Origin of the sequence: Microbacterium sp. (genome assembly GCF_051860965.1) — a bacterium.
GTDB lineage: Bacteria > Actinomycetota > Actinomycetes > Actinomycetales > Microbacteriaceae > Microbacterium.
Genome location: NZ_JBIMKU010000001.1, coordinates 744898 through 764881, shown reverse-complemented (window position 1 = coordinate 764881; position 19984 = coordinate 744898). Strand labels below are relative to the sequence as shown.

Below are 19984 nucleotides of genomic sequence, written 5' to 3'. Positions count from 1 at the left end.
TCCCCAGAGGACTCTGTTTTGCCCCTCCCCACTCCGCAGACGCAGCCCAGCACCCGCCGAGCGATCCGGCAGACTCGTCGACGTCGAAAGGCGCTCCGCCGCAGCACGGCCGCCGTCGGCGTCGCGGTCGCCGCACTCGTCGCCTCCACCCTCGCTTTCGTACCAGCGTCCGCTGCCGAACGCACGGTCGTGTCCGATTCGTTCGATCGCACCGCGGACGACGGGTGGGGTGCGGTCCCGGACGGGGGTGCGTACCGGACGAGCGGCACGACCGCTGGCGTTCTGTCGGTTTCGGATGACGCAGCCCACATCGACCTCGGAGCCGGAGACGGTGCCACCGTGCGCTTCGCGAACGCGACCGCCGGCGACACCCGCGCCGAAGCATCCGTGCGTCTCAGTGCACTCGGCGGCAGCGCCTACTACGCCTTCGTCCTGCGCTCCCAGACCGACGGGTCGGCGTACCGCGCGAGACTCAACATCAACTCGTCGGGCATCCCGTTCTTGTCGGTGTCCCGGCTGAACGCCGCGGTCGAGACCGGACTCACGACGCTCAAGCTCGACCAGCCGCTCGCGCCCGACGAGTGGTACGCACTCTCGTTCAGTGTGACCGGCTCCGACCCAGTTCGGATCGAGGGCTCACTCGCGCGGGTGGGGGATCGCGCCGGCGCTCCTCAACTGCAGCTGGAGGATGCCTCCGACGCGCGCATCGGTGCGAGTGGCGGTCTGGGCTTCTGGGCGTACGGATCGCGAATGACGAAAGGGAGCACCGAACTGTCGATCGACGACCTGGCGATCGTCGACAACGTCCGTCCTTTGAGCGGTGCGACGCCGACCGCGCCCCCGCCGACCGAACCGGGCACGCAGCCCGAGGGCACAGCCACACCGGTCCCGACTGCCGAACCGACCCCGAGCGAGCCGCCCGCTCCGGCGCTCACCGCGGCGCCGCAGCCGACGCCTGCACCCGAGCCGACGGCCGCGCCGGAGCCGACGACCGTCCCCGAGCCGTCCTCGTCGCCGGAGCCATCGGCGTCGCCCGAGCCATCGGCGTCGCCCGAGCCATCGGCGTCGCCCGACCCGACGGCGTCGCCCGAACCGACCGCTTCGCCGGAGCCGACGGCGTCACCCACTCCGACTCCTACACCTACGCCCGCACCGACACCCACCCCGACCCCGACACCGACACCGACGCCTCCCCCGGGGCCGGTCGACCCGGGACCGGTCACCGGACCCGGCGATCCGCAGCCCTCGGGCGGCCAGGGATCCACGCCGGTAGGCAAAGCCGCATACCCTGTGCCTGCCGGAGCCATCTTCGCGGACGCCTCTGCAGCTGACGGTGGCACCGGCTCTGAGAGCCGACCGTTCAACTCCGTGCAGTCGGCAGTCGATGCCGTGAAGCCGGGAGCCACGATCGTGCTGCGCGCGGGTACGTACCACGAGGAGGTCGACATCCCGTGGGGTAAGGCCCTGACGATTCAGGCGTACCCAGGGGAGGCCGTGTGGTTCGACGGATCGCGACCGGTGACGAACTGGGCCCCATCCGGATCAGTGTGGGTCGCGTCCGGATGGACGGCGCGCTTCTCCGACGACCTCGAGGGCGGTCAGAATCGACGATTCATCGACCCGGCATACCCAATGGCCGCGAGCCCTGACCAGCTCTTCGTAGACGGCATGTCGATGCGCCAGGTGCGCACCGCCGCGGATGTCGTCCCCGGCACCTTCGCCGTGGATTATGCGAACAGCCGACTGATCCTCGGCACGAACCCCAGCGGTCACGACGTGCGTGCGAGTGATCTCGGCCAGGCGATCAACTCCGTGGCGACGCGAACCGTTCTCCAGGGCTTCGGTGTGATGCGGTACGCCACGCCCTACATGGACCGCGGCGCCGTTCGTCTGCAGAACACCGAATCCGTCGCCCGCGACCTCGTGGTGGTCGACAACGCCACGATCGGCCTCACGATCTCGAACAACAACGGTGTCGCCCAGCGCGTCACGGCGCAGCGAAACGGGATGCTCGGCCTCGGATTCGATCTGAACTACAACCTGGTGCTGAAAGACTCCGTCGTCACGGACAACAACAGCGAGTTCTTCAAGGACGAGCCGGTCGCGGGCGGGGTGAAGATCACGCGTTCGCGCAACGTCACCGTGACCGGCAACGACATCAGTCGGAACAACGCCTACGGTCTGTGGTTCGATCAGTCGAACTACGACATGAAGGTCATCGGCAACACTGCCAACGACAACCGCTCGGTCAACATCGAACTGGAGATCTCCGACAACGGCATCGTGGCGGGCAATCAGGCTCTCGGCGGAGAGATCGGCATCCTCGTCTACAACACGTCGAACGTCGACGTCTTCAACAATGAACTCGGCGGCAGTTCGCTGATGGGCGTCAAGCTCGCGCAGGATGCCCGCCGCCCCACCGATCCCGGCGCCGTGGGCATCAATCCACGTATCGGCCAGGATCCGAACATGCGGTGGCTCACGCAGGATGTACGGGTGAGTAACAATGTGTTCGGTGCCGGCAGTCAGTTCTCGTTCTACGCACGCGACGGCGAGACCGGCCGCGCGGTCGACGGCTGGAACGTGCAGATCACCGGCAACCTGTTCACCGACAAGGCCGCGGGGGGTCCGACCATGGTGGCGTGGGGCCGAGGCGACAACAGGACTTTCGAGGCCTACAACACGCCACAGGCTCTCGCGGCGGCGAAGAACGCCGGGTGGCAGAACTCTCTGACGGTCGGCACAGCTCCTCGCATCGACCAGATGCAGGCGGCGATCACGTCCGCCGCCGCACTCGCTGTGCCGTTGCCGGCATCGGTCGCCGCCCTCCTGGGCGTTCCGACCGGATCGCGGTTCGTGGGGTTGCCCTAACACCACCGTTCGTCAGGTGATCTTCCTTACTCGCCCCACTGATTCGAGACCGCCGACTTCCGGTCGGCGATCCTCCAGAACGGCCGCGAGGGTCAGCGGCAGAAGCACGAGGGAAGTATAGAGCGGGCTGAACGCGATGTCCCAGGTCGTGCGCGAGACGAGGTACACAGCGATGGTGGATGCGATGCCGAGCGCCATGCTGTGGGCGAGACCACGGATCATGGCGACGACGAAGACGACGACGAGCAGCAGACCACCAAGGCCGTAGAGGATCCACATGTCGCCCAGCACCGAGTGCACCTCGAAGCCGTCGCCGAACATGTAGTTCGTGACGTAACCGTTGTTGGGATCGTAACCGAGACGCGACATGCCCGTCTGGGCGAGAACGACGTCCGCTCGTGTGGGGAGCACTCCGGCACCGTACCCCCATGGCTGTTGAGCGATGAGGGCGACCGATGCTCCGAGCTCGGGGCGCCCGCCGATCAGTGCGGATCCGGTAGTAGCGAGCTGCGCCTGCGTACGCTCCTGAGTCACCTCGCCGAGGAGCCCTTCCAGGATGGCACCCTGCAGCGCGAAGTACGCGCCGACGCCGATCGCGGCGAAGCGTAGGAGGATCATCCAACGTCGTGCGGCGGTAGAGGCGGTGCGGCCGGTGGAGGCGGACTGGGTGAGGGTGAGGGCGATGGCGATCAACATGAATCCCGCGGCCGAGCGGGAGTCGAAGGCCACGCACAGGCCCGTAAGAACGAGGGCCGCCACGACCTGGGGCAGGCGGCGGCCGTAAACCCACGGGAGCGACAGCACGAGGATCGTCACCGGCACCGAGAGCGAGAACTTCCAGACGTTGTCGGTGTTGACGCCGATGACGAGCAGGTTGGCAAGAGCTCCTACCCCGAACAGGAAGATCATCTGGCGGAGCCCGATGACGGAGCGCGCCCACAGCAGCACGGCGAGCACGAGAGCGATTCCGAGGACTCGCAGAGTCTGCGGCACGAGCAGCTGCGTGGACACGAGCCGCTCCGGCGCGGCGGCGAGGGCGAGCAGCAATCCTGACACGACGGCGACGATCGCCGCCACCGCGATCGAGACGGCGCCCACATAGCGCTTGAGGTAAGCGGCGGCCATCGGCAGGACGAGGATCGCGACGAGCACGTTCGATGGCACTTCCATCGGCAGTGCGAAGCGCAAAGGCATGACGATCACCGCGATGGCAGCAATCCACCGCTCGGCTGCCCCTGACGTCGGGAGGCTGATGCCAAGGGAGGTTTCGCTGCGTCCTGGCGTGCTCAGGGTGTTTCCTCGATCTCGGAGACCGCCGGGTGGCGACTGCCTCAGGATACCAATGCGGTGCTCACCCCGGGGATCCCCCGACGCCGCCGAGCGCCATCGGGGGATCGCCTCGTCACGGGATCGTCGGGTCGGTGACCGTGACGTCGGTGAAGGTCAGCGCGAGCGGGAAGGCGCCCGCTGCCGTCGGCACATAGCCGTATACGCCGACCGAGCCCGCCGCCTGGAGCGCGGCGTTCGTGTCGGTCCGCGTGATCTGCCACGCCGCCGGCTCTGCGGCGGCGGTCGCCCACATCTTCGCCGAGAGGCTGGTCGCGCCTGTGCCCTGCGCCTGGAACTTCATCGTGTAGGCCACCCCCGGCGCGATGACGACATCCGGAACCGTGAACGCCGCACCGATCGGCGTCCCGTTGCGCAGCACATACAGCTGCACCGTCCCGTCGCCGGCGATGCGCGCGCGGAGGATGTACTGATCGACTCCGACCTGCCGACCGATGACCTGGATGTACTGCCCGTTGGCGACCTTGTCGACCTTGAACGTCGCCGAGATCGTGGTGTTCGCTCCGACGACCGAGTTGAGCATGGCCTGTTGGGCGGTCGACGTGTTGAGCGAGATCACGCCCGCGCCCGGGACCGTGCTGAACCTTGCCGGAGTGCCTGTCACTGTCCACGCACCACCCTGGTCAGCAGTGCCCCAGGCGCCGGCCGTCGTCGTCCGTGCGAAGGTGTCCTTCGCGAGGACGTTGCCCACGGGCGGTGTCGTCACCGTCACCGACTTGGTGATCGCGTTGGTGCCGCCGCGGTTGTCGGTGACCGTGAGGGTGACGTTGTAGGTGCCTGCGGCGGCGTATGTGCGCGACGCCGTCGCGCCACTGCCCGTCGATCCGTCGCCGAAGCCCCATGCGTAAGACACGATCGTGCCGTCGGGGTCGGAGCTCGTCGCGCCGTCCACCGTCACTGCGAGGCCGGAGGTGGAAGACGTGAACGCTGCGACCGGCGCCACGTTCGGCGCGGCGGACACCGTGACGGCCTTCGTGACCGCGTTGGTCGCACCTCTGTTGTCCGTCACGGTGAGCGTCACGTTGTAGGTGCCCGCGACCGCATACGTCCGCGATGCCGTCGCACCGGTGCCGGTCGCGCCGTCGCCGAAGCTCCACGCGTAGGAGGCGACGGTGCCATCGGGATCGCTGGACGTGGAGGCGTCGAAGGATGCCACGAGATTCGCCGCACTGGAGGTGAAAGCCGCCAATGGAGCCTGGTTCACAGCCTCGACGGTGATGGCCTTGCTTGCCGAGTGCACGGCACCCGCGTTGTCGGCGACCGTGAGCGTGACCGTGTACGAGCCCGCCACCGCATAGGTGCGCTGCGGCGTGGCCGTTGTCGCGGTCGAGCCGTCACCGAAGTCCCACAGGTAGGACGCGATCGTGCCGTCGGCATCGGTCGAGCCGGTGCCGTCGAAGCTCACGGAGAGGCCGGTGGCGGTGGACACGAACGCAGCCACCGGAGCCTGATTGGCCGGCGGCAGGTTCGTGCTCGGGTCCACGACCACGATGCTGTGGAAGGACGTCACGACCGGCGCGAACGCACCGGCGCTGGACGGCAGCCACGTGAACACGCCCACCGAGCCGGGAGCCTGGTTCGCCGCGGTCGTGTCCGTCCGAGTGATCTGCCACGCGGCCGGCTCGGACTCGGACGACTTCCATACCTTGGCGCGCAGGTTCGTCGGCGACGTGCCCGCGACCTCGAACGAGGCCGTGTACTTCTGGCCCGCGACGAGGGCCACATCGGTGAGGACGTTCGCGCCGATCGGGTTGCCGTCGCGGAGCACATAGAGACGGAGCACTCCACCCGACTCCGGACGCAGACGAAGGATGTACTGGCTCGATCCGACCTGTCGCCCGACGACGGCGATGTACTGCGCATCTGCCACCTTGTCGACGGAGAACTCAGCGGTGACTCGTGCGCTCGTCGAGGAGACCGACGGCAGCAGGGCCTGGAAAGTCTGACCAGTGACGAGCGAGATGTTGCCCGCGCCGCCCGACGTGGAGAAGCGCGAAGCGGAGCCCGTCAGCATCCACGGTCCGCCGACGTCCGACGAGCCCCAGCCGACCCCGAGATTGCGCTCGAACCCATCCGTCGCGATGACGTTGGTCACGGAGACGGACACCTGCTTGGTGCTGGTCGATGTCGCGCCTTCACTGTCGGTCACCGTCAGGGTGACGACGTAGGCGCCCGCAGACGCGTAGGTGTGCGAGGTGGTCGCTCCCGTACCGGTCGCGCCGTCGCCGAAGGTCCAGGTGTAGGACGCGATCGCACCGTCGGCGTCGGCGCTCGCGGATCCGTCCATGCTCGCGACCAGACCCTGCGCCTGTGTCGAGAAGGACGCGGTGGGTGCGGTGTTGGGCTGCACGACGACCGACCGGGTCGTCGTTGCCTGCCCGCCGCGGTCGTCCGTCACGGTGAGGGTCACGGTGTACGTGCCGCCGGCCGCGTATGTGCGGGTCGCCGTGGCGCCCGTTCCCGTCGAGCCGTCGCCGAAATTCCAGGCGTAGGAAGCGATCGTACCGTCGGCGTCGGCGCTCGCCGAGCCGTTGACCGAGACGGTGCGCTTGTTGACGGTCGGCGTGAACGCGGCCGTCGGCAGGACGTTCGGCGCGAGCGTCGCGGTGACGCTCTGCGTCGTCGACACGGAGCCCCCGCGATCGTCCGTGACCGTCAGCGTCACGGGGTAGACCCCCGCAGACGCGTAGGTGTGCGCCGTCGTCACGCCCGTTCCCGTCGAGCCATCGCCGTACGCCCATGCGTAGGTGAGGATCTCGCCGTCGGAGTCGGTGCTGGCCGACGCGTCGGCCGCGAGTGCGAGGTTGGTCATGACCGGCGCGAAGCTGGCGGTCGGAAGCGCGTTCGGTCCGCGGACCGTGACGGGCTGGGTCATCGACGAGGAAGCGCCGAGGGCGTCGGTGACGGTCAGCTTGACCGAGTACGTGCCGACGGCGGCGTACGTGTGCGACGGCGCGACACCGGTCGCCGTGCCGCCGTCGCCGAACGTCCACGCGTACGAGGCGATGTTGTTGTTCACGTCGGTCGAGCCGGAGGCGTCGAAGGCGACGGCGAGATCGCTGATGACGCTCGTGAATGTCGCGGTCGGCGCCTCGTTCGCGAACCCGAGCGATCCGAGCTGGAAGTGCGCGAGCACGTCAGCCGACGACAAAGCCGCAGGGTAGACCGCCACATCGTCGACGGATCCCTTCCAGTAGGTGTCGCCCGTCCAGCCGGCGTCACCGCCCACACGCCAGTATCCCGTGTAGCTCGTCGCGCCCGCGTTGACGTTCGAGCCGACCAGCGCGCCGTCGATGTAGAGCTGCATACCCGACGACGACATCTGACCGACGACATGGTGCCACTGGTTGTTGTTGAAGCCTGCACCGCTCGAGACGATGTAACGGGAGCCGTTGCTGACGCCGAAGTTCACCGTGCCGTCGCTGGACATGTAGATGTGACGGTCGTAGCTCGAGCTCAGGCCCGTGCGCGAGCTGCCGAAGCCGACGATCTTGCCACCGGTGATCGTGTTCGTCTTGAACCACGCCTCTACCGAGAAGGTCGTCGGGTTGGCATACGACTTGTCGCTCGTGACCCCCGTCTGCACCCACGTGCTGCCGTTCTTCGTGGGCGCGAGGCTCACCGCGGTGTCCGCCACGCCGAGCAATGCGCCCGAAGCGCCCTTCGTCGTGCTGCCGAAATACGTGCCCGGCTGAACGTCCAGACCGGAGTCGGCCGCGGCGGAACCCGAGGACTCGCCGAGTCGCCAGTACAGCGTCGGCGAGAGATTGTAGACGGCCTTGCCGTACGCGTCCGCAGGCGAGGGCGGGATCGCGTTGGAGCGTCCCGACGCGACCCAGTGGTCATTAACCTGGGTGCGGGTCAGGGCCGTCGGGTAGACCGCGACGTCGGCGATCTGACCGTTCAGGTAGGCGCTGCTCGGGCTGTTGGTCCATCCCGAGATCGCGTCGCCGCCCACGCGCCAGTAGCCGTTCAGGGTGCGCCCACCCGTCGTGTCGGCGCGAGTGGCGATGCGCGCGCCGTCGACGTAGAGCGTCATGCCCGCTACACCGACGGTGCCCACGACATGGTGCCACTGCCCGTTGTTGAAGCCCGTTCCGGACGACAGGGAGCGGTTGGCGCCCTGATACATGCCGAAGCTGATGCGGCCCGAGCCGTCGATGTACAGCATTCGGTCGTAGGTGCCCGAGTTGCCGGTCGCCTTGTTGCCGAAGCCGACGATCTTGCCGCCCTGCGTACTCGACGTCTTCACCCACGCTTCGACGGTGAGCGAATGGATGCCCACCTCGATCGCGCTCGTGGACGCGTATGAGCTCGAACCGCCTGCGAACTGCGTCGCCGTCGTCGCAGTCGCGAGGTTCGGACCGGTCGTGCCTCGCGTCGCGTTGCGAACCGTCAGAGCGTCGCGGCCCGCCCAGTCGACGGCGCTGTCGGGCGTCGAGTCTCCCAGTGGCCAGTAGTGGACGGCGCCATCGTCGACCACCGAGATGTTGTACTCGGGAGCCTGCGCGCTACTGGCGACCGTGACCGATGTCCACGCACCCGTCGCCTGGTTGCCATCCGGATCTATCGCGCGCACCCGGTAGTTGTATGTCTGTCCCGCGATGACAGTCGAGTCGACGGCGTTCATGAGCGGGATGGTCCAGAAGTTCGATGCCTGTGTCGTGGTGTAGATCGGGGTCGATCCCTTGTCCTGACGGAAGACCTGGTACGTGAGCACTTCGTTGTCACGATCGGTATTGGCGCGCCAGCTCAGTCGCACCTCGTTCGCGCGCAGCGACGCCGCGGAGATCGCCCAGTTGTCACCGCTCTCCTGCGGTCCTGCCTTGTGCGGCGACGTCGACTTCTTGGCGAAGCGCACGAGCCCCTGCTGAGCGACGTTGTTGACTTTGAGGAACTCGCCGCCGTAAACGACGTACTGGTCGTTGGCGACGACATCCCATACCGCCTGCGACTTGCCGGTGTAGGTGCCGACCTGCCAGTCCGGGTACCAGTGGAGCAGCGTCGCGGCAGGCATGCCCGTGTAGGACTTGTATCCGTAGACGTCCTTCGTCAGGACGTTCCCGCGGTACTCGGCTGAGAAGGCGAGCGAGTGATGGAAGCCCCACGGGTCGGTCTGCGGGAAGGCGCCGATGTTGCCGCAGTAGTGATCGTGAGAGGCCGTATACACCACGCCCTGGCTGACGGCGACCGAGTAGTTGTCGCCGTGGCAGTCGTCGAGCCACACGAGGCTGCCGTCGGACCAGTTGGCGCGGAAGGTTCCCTCGAAACCGTCCTCGGCTGTTGCGCCGCTGAAGGAGTACCCGGTTCCGTAGATGCTGTCACCGCTCGAGGTGAGCGACGTCATGGCGGCGTTGGTGCCGGCGTTGCGCAGGAGGCTGTTGATGGCCCACGGCACCGACGCGCCGGTGGTTGAGTCGAGCGCTACCATTCCGCGACCAGGGTTGGTCGAGCCGTTCGCGCTCGTGAACGATCCGGTCAGGACGATCTTGCCGCCGTCAGGGCTCGCCACCAGGTCGGTCACGCCATAGCCGCCGTCGAGGCTCGCCGTCAGTGGAAGGAGCGCGGCGGTCGTCGCCGACACGGCCGCGAGCCGAGGGCGGGCGCCGCCGGCCATGCTCGTGAAGTTGCCGCCCATGAACACCGTGTCGCCGAAGACATCGATCGCCGACACCTGTGCGTTGGAGGTGGGCGCCCACGACAGCAGGGCGCCGGTCGAGGTGCTGAACGCTGCGATGCGGTAGCGCGTCGCTCCGCCGATCTGCGTGAAGTTGCCGCCGACGTAGAGGCGCGATCCATCCGGCGAAACGCGCATGGACTTGACGACGGCGTTGGCACCGGGGTTCCAGGGCGTCATCTCGCCGGTGCGGATGTCGTAGGCCATGAGGTTCGCCCGCGGAACCGTGTTCACTCCCACAGCGGAGCCGGCAGGACGTGCCGTGGTGAACTCGCCGCCGACGAAGACCGTGTTGCCGGCGATCGCCTGCGTCCAGACGACGCCGTCGATCTGGGCGGTGGGAAGGACGTCGGCGGTCACCGTCTCTTCGAGGCCGACCGGTGGCACGGTGTCGGCGGAGGCGGGCGGTGCTGTGAAGGCGAGTCCCCCCACCACGAGCGCCGCGATCATCGCGCCGACGACTGCTGTGCGTCGCCACGGATGACTGCGCTTCATCGACTCCGAAGTGAGCGCAGACTGCATGCCAAGCGAACCGTTCACGATTCATCCCCATCAGCTCGCCCCAGCGAGCATCACCCGACGCACCCCAATGCGTCGTCCCCAGACGGACGAATCCTATCGGATGCGCTCGACACGCCGCAATGACCGATTCACGATCCTGGTCAGGTACGGATCACCGGTTGGCGTCACTCCGTGACGGTCACCCCGGTGAAGCTCACCTTGACGGGATAGACGCCAGCCGCTGTGGGCACCCACGTGAAGACCCCGACGGATCCAGCCGTCTGCAGCCCGGCCGCCGCATCCGTCCTCGTCATCTGCCAAGCCGCGGGTTCGGCGCTTGCGGCCGGCCACGCTTTCGCAGCCAGATTCGTCGTCCCCGTGCCCTGGGCCTGGAACTTGAGCGTGTAGGACGTTCCAGGCGTGATGGTCAATCCCGGCACGGTGTAGCCCGCACCGATGGCGGTGCCTCCGTTGAGGACGTACAGGATGACGCTGCCGTCCGCCGCGATCCGAAGACGCAGGATGTACTGGTTCGCTCCGACCTGCCGACCCACGATCGCGACGTATTGGCTGTTGGCGATCTTGTCGACCGAGAAGGTGGCCGAAACCGTCGCGCTTGTTCGGGATACCCCGGCCAGATTCGCGGCCATCGTCGTCGACGAAGTCACGTTCATGACACCCGCGCCGCTCGAGACGGAGAACTGTGCGGGAACTCCGCTCACGGTCCAGGCGCCGCCCTGATCCGCCGTGCCCCAGCCACCGACGACAGTGCGCCCGAAGGCGTCCCTCGCGACCACACCGCCGACAGGCGCCGTGACGGTCACCTGCTTCGTGATGCTGTTCGTTCCGCCACGGTTGTCGGTCACGGTCAAGGTCACGTTGTACGCGCCGCCGGAGGCGTAAGTGCGGGATGCCGTCGCCCCCGTGCCCGTCGAACCGTCGCCGAACGTCCACGCATACGACGAGATCGAGCCGTCCGGATCCGCCGAGCTCGAGCCGTTGACCGTCACCGTGAGCCCGCTCGTCGACGACGCGAAGGCCGCGACCGGGTTCTGGTTCGGCGCCGCCGCCACCGTGACCTGCTTCGAGACGCTGTTGGTCGCGCCGGCGTTGTCGGTCACGGTGAGCGTCACGTTGTAGATCCCTGCAGCCGCGTAGGTGCGGGAGGGCGTCATGCCGGTGCCCGTCGAACCGTCGCCGAACGTCCAGGTGTACGACGAGATCGATCCATCCGGATCCGCCGAGGCCGAGCCGTTGAAGCTCGCCGTCAGCGCGTTCGTCGTGAAGGCGAACGCCGCCGTCGGCGTCTGGTTGCTACCGCCGATTGCGGATGGGCGTCCGCTGGCCATCCAGTGCGCGTTCACCTGCGTGGGGGACAGAGGCGCCGAGTAGATCGCGACATCCGAGATCGCACCATTCAAGTACGAGCTCGACGGGTTGTTCGTCCACCCGCTGATGTTGTCGCCGCCTATGCGCCAGAAGCCCGTGAGAGCACGACCGCCGGTCGTGTCGGCGCGAGACGCGGCGAGCTTCCCGTCGACGAAGAGGTTCATCCCGACCGGACCGACGGTGCCGACCACGTGGTGCCATTGGTTGTTGTTGAATCCCGTCGCGCTCGAAAGCGTACGGTTGGAGCCCTGATAGAGGCCGAAGCTCACGCGTCCGGATCCGTCGATGTAGAGCTGACGATCGTAGGACGACGAGCCGCCGGTCGCGGCATTGCCGAAACCGACGATCTTGCCTCCGGACGTGCTCGACGTCTTGAACCAGGCCTCGACCGAGAGCGTGTTCGCGCCGGTCTCGCTCGAGCCCGGGGAAGCGTACGAAGACGAACTGCCGGAGAACTGTGTCGCCTTCGAGGCCGTCGCGAGGTTCGGTCCGTTCACGTTGCGCGTGGCCGAGCGCACCGTGAGATCGTTCGTCGATGCGCAGTCGGCCCCGTTGGTGTCGGATTGCTCGCCGAGCGGCCAATAGTGCGACGGCCGGTCGCGACTCACGCTGAGGTTGTACGCCGCGCTGCTCGTCGACGACACCGTGACCGAGGTCCAGGCACCGGTCGCCTGGTTGCCGTCGGGGTCGACGGCACGAACGCGGTAGCTGTAGGACTGGCCCGGCACCGCCGTCTGGTCGACGTAGCCGAGCGTCGGAGTGGTCCAGAAGTTGGATGCAGCGCTCGTCGTGTAGATCGGAGTCGAACCGAGATCCTGCCGGAAGACCTGATAGGTGAGGGTCTGGTTGTCTTTGTCGGTGTTGGCGACCCACGTGAGTCTTACGGCGCCCGCGCACAGCGACGAAGCGGTGATCGGGAACGCGGCGTCGGCCTTCTGGGGACCGGTGAGGCGCGGCGCGATGGCCTTCTTCGCGAAGCGCACGAGACCCTGCTGCGACCTGCCCTGCGCGGACAGGAACTCACCGGACATGACGACGTAGTTGCCGGATGCCGCGACGGCCCATGCGGCCTGCGTCTGACCCGTGTAGGTCCCAGGCTGGAGGTCGGGGTACCAGTGCAGCAGCGTGCCGCCTGGCTGGCCCGTGAACGAGCGATATCCGTGGATGTCACGCGTGATCTTCTTGACCCCGTCGTAAGCCTTCGCGAACGCGAGCGCGGGGTGGAGGACCCACGGGGTCGCCGTCTGCGGGAACGATCCGATGTTGCCGCAGTAGTGCGCGTGCGAGACCGTGTAGACGACATCGCCCACCGGGTACGCGCCATAGGTGTCGCCGTGGCAGTCCTGCATCCAGATGAGGGCTCCATCCGACCAGTTGATGCGTGCAGCACCCTCGAAGTCGTCTTCCGCGCCACCGCCGTAGTCGTAGCCCGTGACATAGACGCTGTCGCTGTCGCTGCTGACGCTGTACATGGCTGCATTGTTGCCCGCGTTGCGCAGAACGCTGTTCGCCGCCCACGGTACGAGCGCGCCTGTCGTGCTGTTGAGCGCTGCCATGCCCCGGCCCGGGTTCGTCGAGCCGTTGACGCTCGTGAAGGATCCGATGACGACGACCTTGTCACCTCCGGGGCTCACCACGAGTCCGCGTGCGCCGTACCCGCCGGCGACCGTCGCCTGGAACGGCAGGACGGCGCCGGTCGACGCGGACACCGAGGCGACGTTGGTGCGCGTCTGCCCGCCGACGCTGCTGAAGGTCCCCGAGATCCACACCGTCGAGCCGTTGGCGACGACGCCATAGACGGTCGCGTTGGGCGACGGCGCCCAGGGGAGCAGTGCGCCCGTCGCCGTCGAGAACGCCGCGACACGGTAGCGCGTCTGCCCCGCGATCTGCGTGAAGGTCCCACCGACGTAGAGCGTGCTGCCGTCGGGCGAGACGCTCATGGAACGGACCTGAGCATTCGCGCCGGGGTTCCACGGAAGGAGCGCGCCCGTCGTGAGATCGTATGCCAGGAGGTTCGCGCGGCCCGTCGTGTTGACCCCCGCCGCCGACCCTGCCGGGCGGGCGTTCGAGAAGTCGCCACCGACGTACACCGTGTTACCGGCGATCGTCTGCGTCCAGGCGACGCCGTTGATCTGCGCCGTGGGGAGAGCGTCTCCTGTCACCGTCTCGGGCGTGCCCGGTGCGGGCGCGGTGTCTGCCGCTGCGGGCGTGGAGACGAGTACTCCGGTCGCGACGAGAGCGGCGACGGTCAGACCGACGATCATGAGGCGGACGCTTCGACGACCGGATGTCTCGAAACCTGAACCCACGAGATCAGTCACGACCATCACCTTGTCCCCACAGCTCGGCGCCTGAGCAGACATCACGGCGCGGCCCCAGACCGCGCACCTCAGTTGGCCGCGAGTATAACGGCGCGTCGAAGTCGCCACAATGAGTCCGACCGAAACGAGGGGCCCCGGATCGCTCCGGGGCCCCTCGTTCTGCTGTCGTGACTACGGGATGGTCGGGTCGGTCACCGTGAAGTCGGTGAAGGTGACTGCGACAGGGAACACCGCGGCCGCCGTCGGTACGTAGCTGAAGAGGCCCACGGAACCCGGCGCCTGGAGCGCCGCGTTGGTGTCGGTGCGGGTCAACTGCCAGTCAGCCGGCTCGGGAGTCGCCGTTGCCCACATCTTGGCGCCGAAGTTCGTCGTGCCGGTGCCGGCGACCTGGAACTTCAGCGTGTAGGCCGTGTTCGTGGTCACTGTGAGACCCGGCACCGTGAAGCCGGCGCCGATCGCCGTGCCGTTGCGCAGCACGTAGACGATGACCGAGCCGTCCGACGCGATCCGCGAGCGAAGGATGTACTGGTCAGCGCCGACCTGACGGCCGACGAGCGCCACGTACTGCCCATTGGCGATCTTGTCGACCGTGAAGGTCGCCGAAACCGTCGTGTTCGCACTCGACACGCCCGCGAGGGTTGCGTTCAGGGTCGTCGAGTTATTCAGCGAGATCACGCCGGCACCTGGCGCGGTGCTGAACCTGGCCGCCGTCGGCGACACCGTCCACGCACCTCCGATGTCGGCCGTGCCCCAGCCACCGGCGGTCGTGCGGGCGAAGGTGTCCTTCGCGAGCACATTGCCGTTGGCGGGGGGCGCGGCGACCGTGATCGCCTTGGTGATCGCGTTGGTCGCACCCGCGTTGTCGGTGACCGTCAGCGTGACGTTGTACGTGCCGGCAGCCGTGTACGCACGCGTCGCCGTGGCCCCCGTCCCGTTCGTCCCGTCGCCGAAGTTCCACGCGTACGACGTGATCGAACCGTCCGCGTCGGTGCTGGTCGATCCGTTGAACGAAGCCGTCAGACCCGAAGCCGACGACGTGAACGCCGCCACCGGAGCCTGGTTCGGTCCTTCTGCCACGGTCGGGTCCGTCACCGCGAAGTCTGTGAATCGGAGCGCGACGGGGTACGCCGCAGCGGAGGTCGGGACCCAGCTGAACAGACCCACCGAACCCGGCGCCTGGAGCGCCGCGTTGGTGTCGGTGCGCGTCAGCTGCCATGCAGCGGGCTCGGCGCCCGCCGCGGCCCACATCTTCGCCGACAGGTTGGTCGTGCCGGTGCCCTGCACCTGGAACTTCAGCGTATAGGCCGTGTTCGTGGTGACCGTCAGACCCGGCACCGTGAAACCCGCGCCGATCGCCGTGCCGTTACGCAGCACGTACAGGATGACCGAGCCGTCGCCGCCGATCCGCGAGCGGAGGATGTACTGGTCCGCACCGACCTGACGGCCGACGAGCGCCACGTACTGCCCATTGGCGATCTTGTCGACCGTGAAGGTCGCCGAGACCGTCGTGTTCGCACTCGACACCGAGGCCAGGTTGGCGTTCTGCGTCGTGGAGTTGTTCAGCGAGATCACACCCGCACCACCGGTGACGCTGAAGCGCGATGCCGCTCCGACGAAGCTCCACGAACCGCCGAGATCCGCCGAGCCCCAGCCACCGGCTGCCACGGTGCGCTCGAACGAGTCGGTCGCGACTGCGTTACCAGTGGCGGGAGGCGCCGTCACCGTCACCTGCTTGGTGATGCTGTTGGTCGCACCCTGGTTGTCGGTCACCGTGAGGGTCACGTCGTACGTGCCACCCGCAGCGTAGGTCCGCGAAGGGCTGGCCGTCGAGGCGGTCGCGCCGTCGCCGAACGTCCACGCGTAGGACGCGATCGTGCCGTCCGGGTCGCTCGATCCAGTACCGACGAAGCTCGCCGTCAGGCCGCTCGTCGTCGACGTGAACGCCGCGACCGGAGCCTGATTCACGGGCGCCGTGACAGTGATCGCCTTCGAGATGCTGTTCGTCGCACCCTGGTCGTCGGTCACCGTCAGCGTGACGACGTAGTCGCCGGCCGCAGCGTAGGTCCGCGAGGGGCTCGCGACCGTGGAGGTCGCCCCGTCGCCGAATGTCCACGCGTAGGACGCGATCGTGCCGTCGGGGTCGGTGGAACCCGTGCCGTTGAAGTTCGCGATCAGTCCGGTCGAGCTGGACGTGAAGGCCGCCACCGGCGCCTGGTTGACCGGAGCCGCGACCTCGACCTGCTTCGTGATGCTGTTCGTCGCTCCCTTGTTGTCGGTGACCGTCAGTGTGACGTTGTAGATACCGGATGCGGCGTACAGCCGCGACGGGCTCGCCTGCGCCGACGTGGAACCGTCGCCGAAGGTCCACGCATACGATGCGATCGTGCCGTCCGCGTCACTGGACCCCGTTCCGTCGAAGTGTGCGGTCAGGCCGCTCGTGGTCGACGTGAAAGCTGCGACCGGAGCCTGGTTGGGGGCCGTCACCGAAACGGTCTGCGCGAAGGAGTTCGTCCCGCCGCGGTTGTCGGTCACCGTCAGCGTCACGTTGTACGTGCCGGCTGCCCCGTAGCTGTGCGTCGGGGAGGCCAGTGTCGAGGTCTCGGTGTCTCCGAAGTTCCACAGGTAGGAGACGATCGAGCCGTCCGTGTCCGTCGAAGCGGAGCTGTCGAATGCGACGCTCAGATCCGTTGCCGTCGACGTGAATGCCGCCGTCGGCGGGACGTTGGCCGCCCCCTCCGTCGCGATCTCGTAGTGCGAGGCGATCGCCTGGGAGCTCAGGGCGCTCGGATAGATCGCGACCTCGTCGACGGAGCCCGCCCAGTAGGTCGCGCCTTCCCATCCGGTGTCGCCGCCCACGCGCCAGTAGCCCGTGTAGTCCTGCGCCGACGTGTTGGAGATCGTGCCTACCAGCTGTCCGTCGAGGTACAGCCGCTGTCCCGTCGGCGAGAGAACGCCGACGACGTGATGCCACTGACCGTTGTTGAAGCCCGGCACGCTCTCGACGACCTGCGACGAGCCCGTCCAGACCCCGAACTTCACACGGCCGTCGCCCGACATGTAGATGTGCCGGTCGTAGTTGTTGCTCGTGCCTGTTCGCTGATCACCGAAGCCGATGATCTTGCCGCCGTCGGTCGACGTGGTCTTGAACCACGCCTCGATCGAGAACACGCCCGGGTTGCTGAACGTCGCGTCGCTCGACACGCCCGTCTGGTCTCCGCCGTTGGGCGCGAAGGTCTTAGCGGAGTTCACCGTGCCCGCCAGCGCACCGGTCGTCGTCGAGACGTTCCCGAAGTACTGACCCGGGTTGCCCTGCGGGCCCGAATCGAGGACGGTGCCGCCGGCTGCCTCGCCGAGACGCCAGTAGAGGGTCGGGTCGAGCTCGAAGACCGACTTGCCGTAGGCATCAGCTGGTGCCGCGGGCACCGTCGACGTGCGGCCCGAATCGGTCCAGTGCTTGTTGATCGTGTTGCGATCGAGCACCGTGCCATAGACGGCGACGTCCGAGATCGCACCGGTGAAGTAGAAGTTGTTGACGTTCGGCCAGCCGCCGATGTTGTCGCCGCCCACACGCCAGTAGCCCGAGTAGGACTGACCGAACGTGGTGTCGGCGCGCGTGCCGACGAGCTTGGCGTCGAGCCACAGCTTCATGCCGTCGGGACCGAGGGACGCGACGACGTGGTGCCACTGGTTGTCGTTGTAGCCGGTGTTGCTCGCCACGGTACGCACCGTGTTCGGGTAGACGCCGAAAGTCACGCGACCCTGACCGTCCATGTAGACGTGACGGTCGTAGCTGCCCGAGTCGCCCGTGCTGTTGCCGCCGAAGCCGACGATCTTGCCGCCGGACGTGCTGTCGGTCTTGAACCAGGCCTCGACCGTGAACGTGTCAGGCCCGGTCACGGCCGACGTCGTGGCGCCGTTGGAGTTGCCGCTGAAGCCCGTCGCCTTGCTGGCCTGCGCCAGGTTGGGCCCGGTCTGGCCGGTCGTGACGTTGCTGAGCGCGAGCGACGAGGTACCAGCCCAGTCGGTCGCCACGCTCGCCGAGTTCTCACCGAGCGGCCAGTAGTGCAGGGCGCCGTCACCGATGACGTCCTCGTTGTAGTCCGAAGAGGTGTTGGTCGTCGGCACGGTCACCGGCGTCCAGTTGCCCGTGAGGGCGTTGCCGTCGGGATCCGTGACCCGGACGCGGTACTGGTACGTCTGACCCGCCGTCACGGTGGTGTCGGTGAACTTCATACCCGGCATCGTCCAGAAGTTGGACTTCATCGTCGTCGTGTAGATTGGCGCCGCCGTGCCCTGGCGGAAGACCTCGTACGTGAGGTTCTCACTGTCGCGATCCCAGTTGGCGTTCCAGACGAGACGGACCTTGTCGGTGCGCGTCGAGCTTGCGCTGAGCGGCCAGTTGTTGGCCTGCACGCGCGGACCGTCCGCAGCAGGCGCGACCGGCTTCTTGGCGAAGCGGACGAGACCCTGCTGCCCGCGGTTGTTCACCGAAGGGAACTCGCCGGCGTAGAGGACGTAGTCGCCGCTCGTCGCGACGCTCCAGGCCGCCTGCGACTGACCGGTGAAGGTACCGACCTCGAAGTCGGGGAACCACTGCAGGATCGAGCCGGCGGGCTGCCCGGTGAACGAGCGGTACCCGTAGATGTCGGGCGTGATCTTCGTCACGCCGTCGTACTCCTTATTGAACGCGACCGCGTGCGAGAACGTCCACTTGGGCGACGTCTGGGGGAAGCCCCCGATGTTGCCGCAGTAGTGCGCGTGGCCGGCCGTGTAGACGACGCCGCCGCTCGCGGCGACGCTGTAGGTGTCGCCGTGGCAGTCCTCCATCCACACGAGCGAGCCGTCGCTCCAGCTCATCCGGGCGGCGCCCTCGAAATCGTCCTCGACCTTGCTGCCGCCGAAGTCGTAACCCGTCACGTAGACGCTGTCGCTGTCGGAGGAGATGCTGTAGATGGCCGCGTTCTCACCGGCGTTGCGGATGACGCTGTTCGAGAGCCACGGAAGCGACTCGCCCGTCGTGGCATCGAGCGCGGCGAGACCACGACCGGGATTGGTGCTGCCGTTGACGCTCGTGAACGAGCCGGCGACGACGACCTTCGTTCCCGCGGGGTTCACGACGAGACCGCGGGCGCCGTAACCGCCCGCGACGGTCGCCTTGAACGGCAGAACGGCGCCGGTGGTGGCGTTGAGAGCCGCGACGTTCGTGCGCGCCTGACCGCCGACGGTCGAGAAGGATCCCGAGATCCAGACCGTGTTGCCGATGGCCTGGACGCCGAGCACGCCGGAGTTCGGGCTCGGCTGCCAGGGAAGGAGGGCGCCCGTCGCGGCGTTGAACGCGGCGACGCGATACCGGGTCTGCCCGGCGATCTGCGTGAAGAGGCCCGCGACGTAGAGCGTGCTGCCATCGGCGGAGACTGCCATGGAGCGGATGACGGCGTTCGCGCCCGGGTTCCACGGGAGCAGAGCACCCGTGGTGAGGTTATAGGCCATGAGGTTCGTGCGGGGCGAGGTGTTCACGCCGGCCGCGGCTCCCGGCGGGCGTGCCGCGGTGAACTGACCACCGACGTAGACGGTGTTGCCGGCGACGACCTGCGTCCACGCCACACCGTTCATTTGCGCCGTCGGCAGAGCATCGGCGGTCACGGTCGCGGGCGTCCCCGGTGCCGGAGCGGTGTCGGCGGATGCTGGCACCGCTGTCAGCGCCAGGCCTCCCACCGTCAGGCCGACCACCGTGACCGCGGCGATCAGACGGCGCGTCCACTTCGAACCCGTGGACGCGTCTGTGCGCTCCACGTCGTTGCCGATCTTCAGCACGAGTGCTCCCCATCACGCCTGCGAGCGCAGGCAGTCCCCAGGCACCCCACCCGAAGGGATGCAG

The 19984-nt window shown here is 67.6% G+C and carries 5 protein-coding genes; 1 reads left to right on the top strand and 4 read right to left on the bottom strand.

All coding sequences use genetic code 11. The features are described from left to right. Positions 1–18: 18 nt before the first annotated feature. Entirely contained in the window at positions 19–2871 is a 2853-nt protein-coding gene (locus tag ACTIFV_RS03485) for a right-handed parallel beta-helix repeat-containing protein (RefSeq protein ID WP_439591359.1), read from the top strand. A 12-nt stretch (positions 2872–2883) separates the two neighbouring features. On the opposite strand, the gene ACTIFV_RS03480 is transcribed toward ACTIFV_RS03485, so the two are convergent. The 4 genes from ACTIFV_RS03480 to ACTIFV_RS03465 all read right to left on the bottom strand — a co-directional run bounded on the left by ACTIFV_RS03480 (position 2884) and on the right by ACTIFV_RS03465 (position 19920). Further along, positions 2884–4065 (bottom strand): hypothetical protein, encoded by a 1182-nt coding sequence (locus ACTIFV_RS03480; RefSeq protein WP_439591358.1) that lies wholly within the window; start codon positions 4063–4065, stop codon positions 2884–2886. A gap of 208 nt (positions 4066–4273) precedes the next feature. Next, the gene (locus ACTIFV_RS03475; protein WP_439591357.1) at positions 4274–10435 is read right to left on the bottom strand and encodes a PKD domain-containing protein; all 6162 of its coding nucleotides are present in this window, start codon (positions 10433–10435) and stop codon (positions 4274–4276) included. Positions 10436–10581: 146 nt separating this feature from the next. Further along, entirely contained in the window at positions 10582–14106 is a 3525-nt protein-coding gene (locus ACTIFV_RS03470) for a PKD domain-containing protein (protein ID WP_439591356.1), read from the bottom strand. A 171-nt stretch (positions 14107–14277) separates the two neighbouring features. After that, positions 14278–19920: a PKD domain-containing protein gene (locus tag ACTIFV_RS03465; RefSeq protein WP_439591355.1), complete on the bottom strand. Its 5643-nt coding sequence runs from the start codon at positions 19918–19920 to the stop codon at positions 14278–14280. Positions 19921–19984 lie beyond the last annotated feature (64 nt).

Excerpts from the sequence above, each read along its gene's own strand:
- ACTIFV_RS03480 (WP_439591358.1), bottom strand. The coding sequence starts at position 4,065 with ATGCCTTTGCGCTTCGCACTGCCGATGGAAGTGCCATCGAACGTGCTC.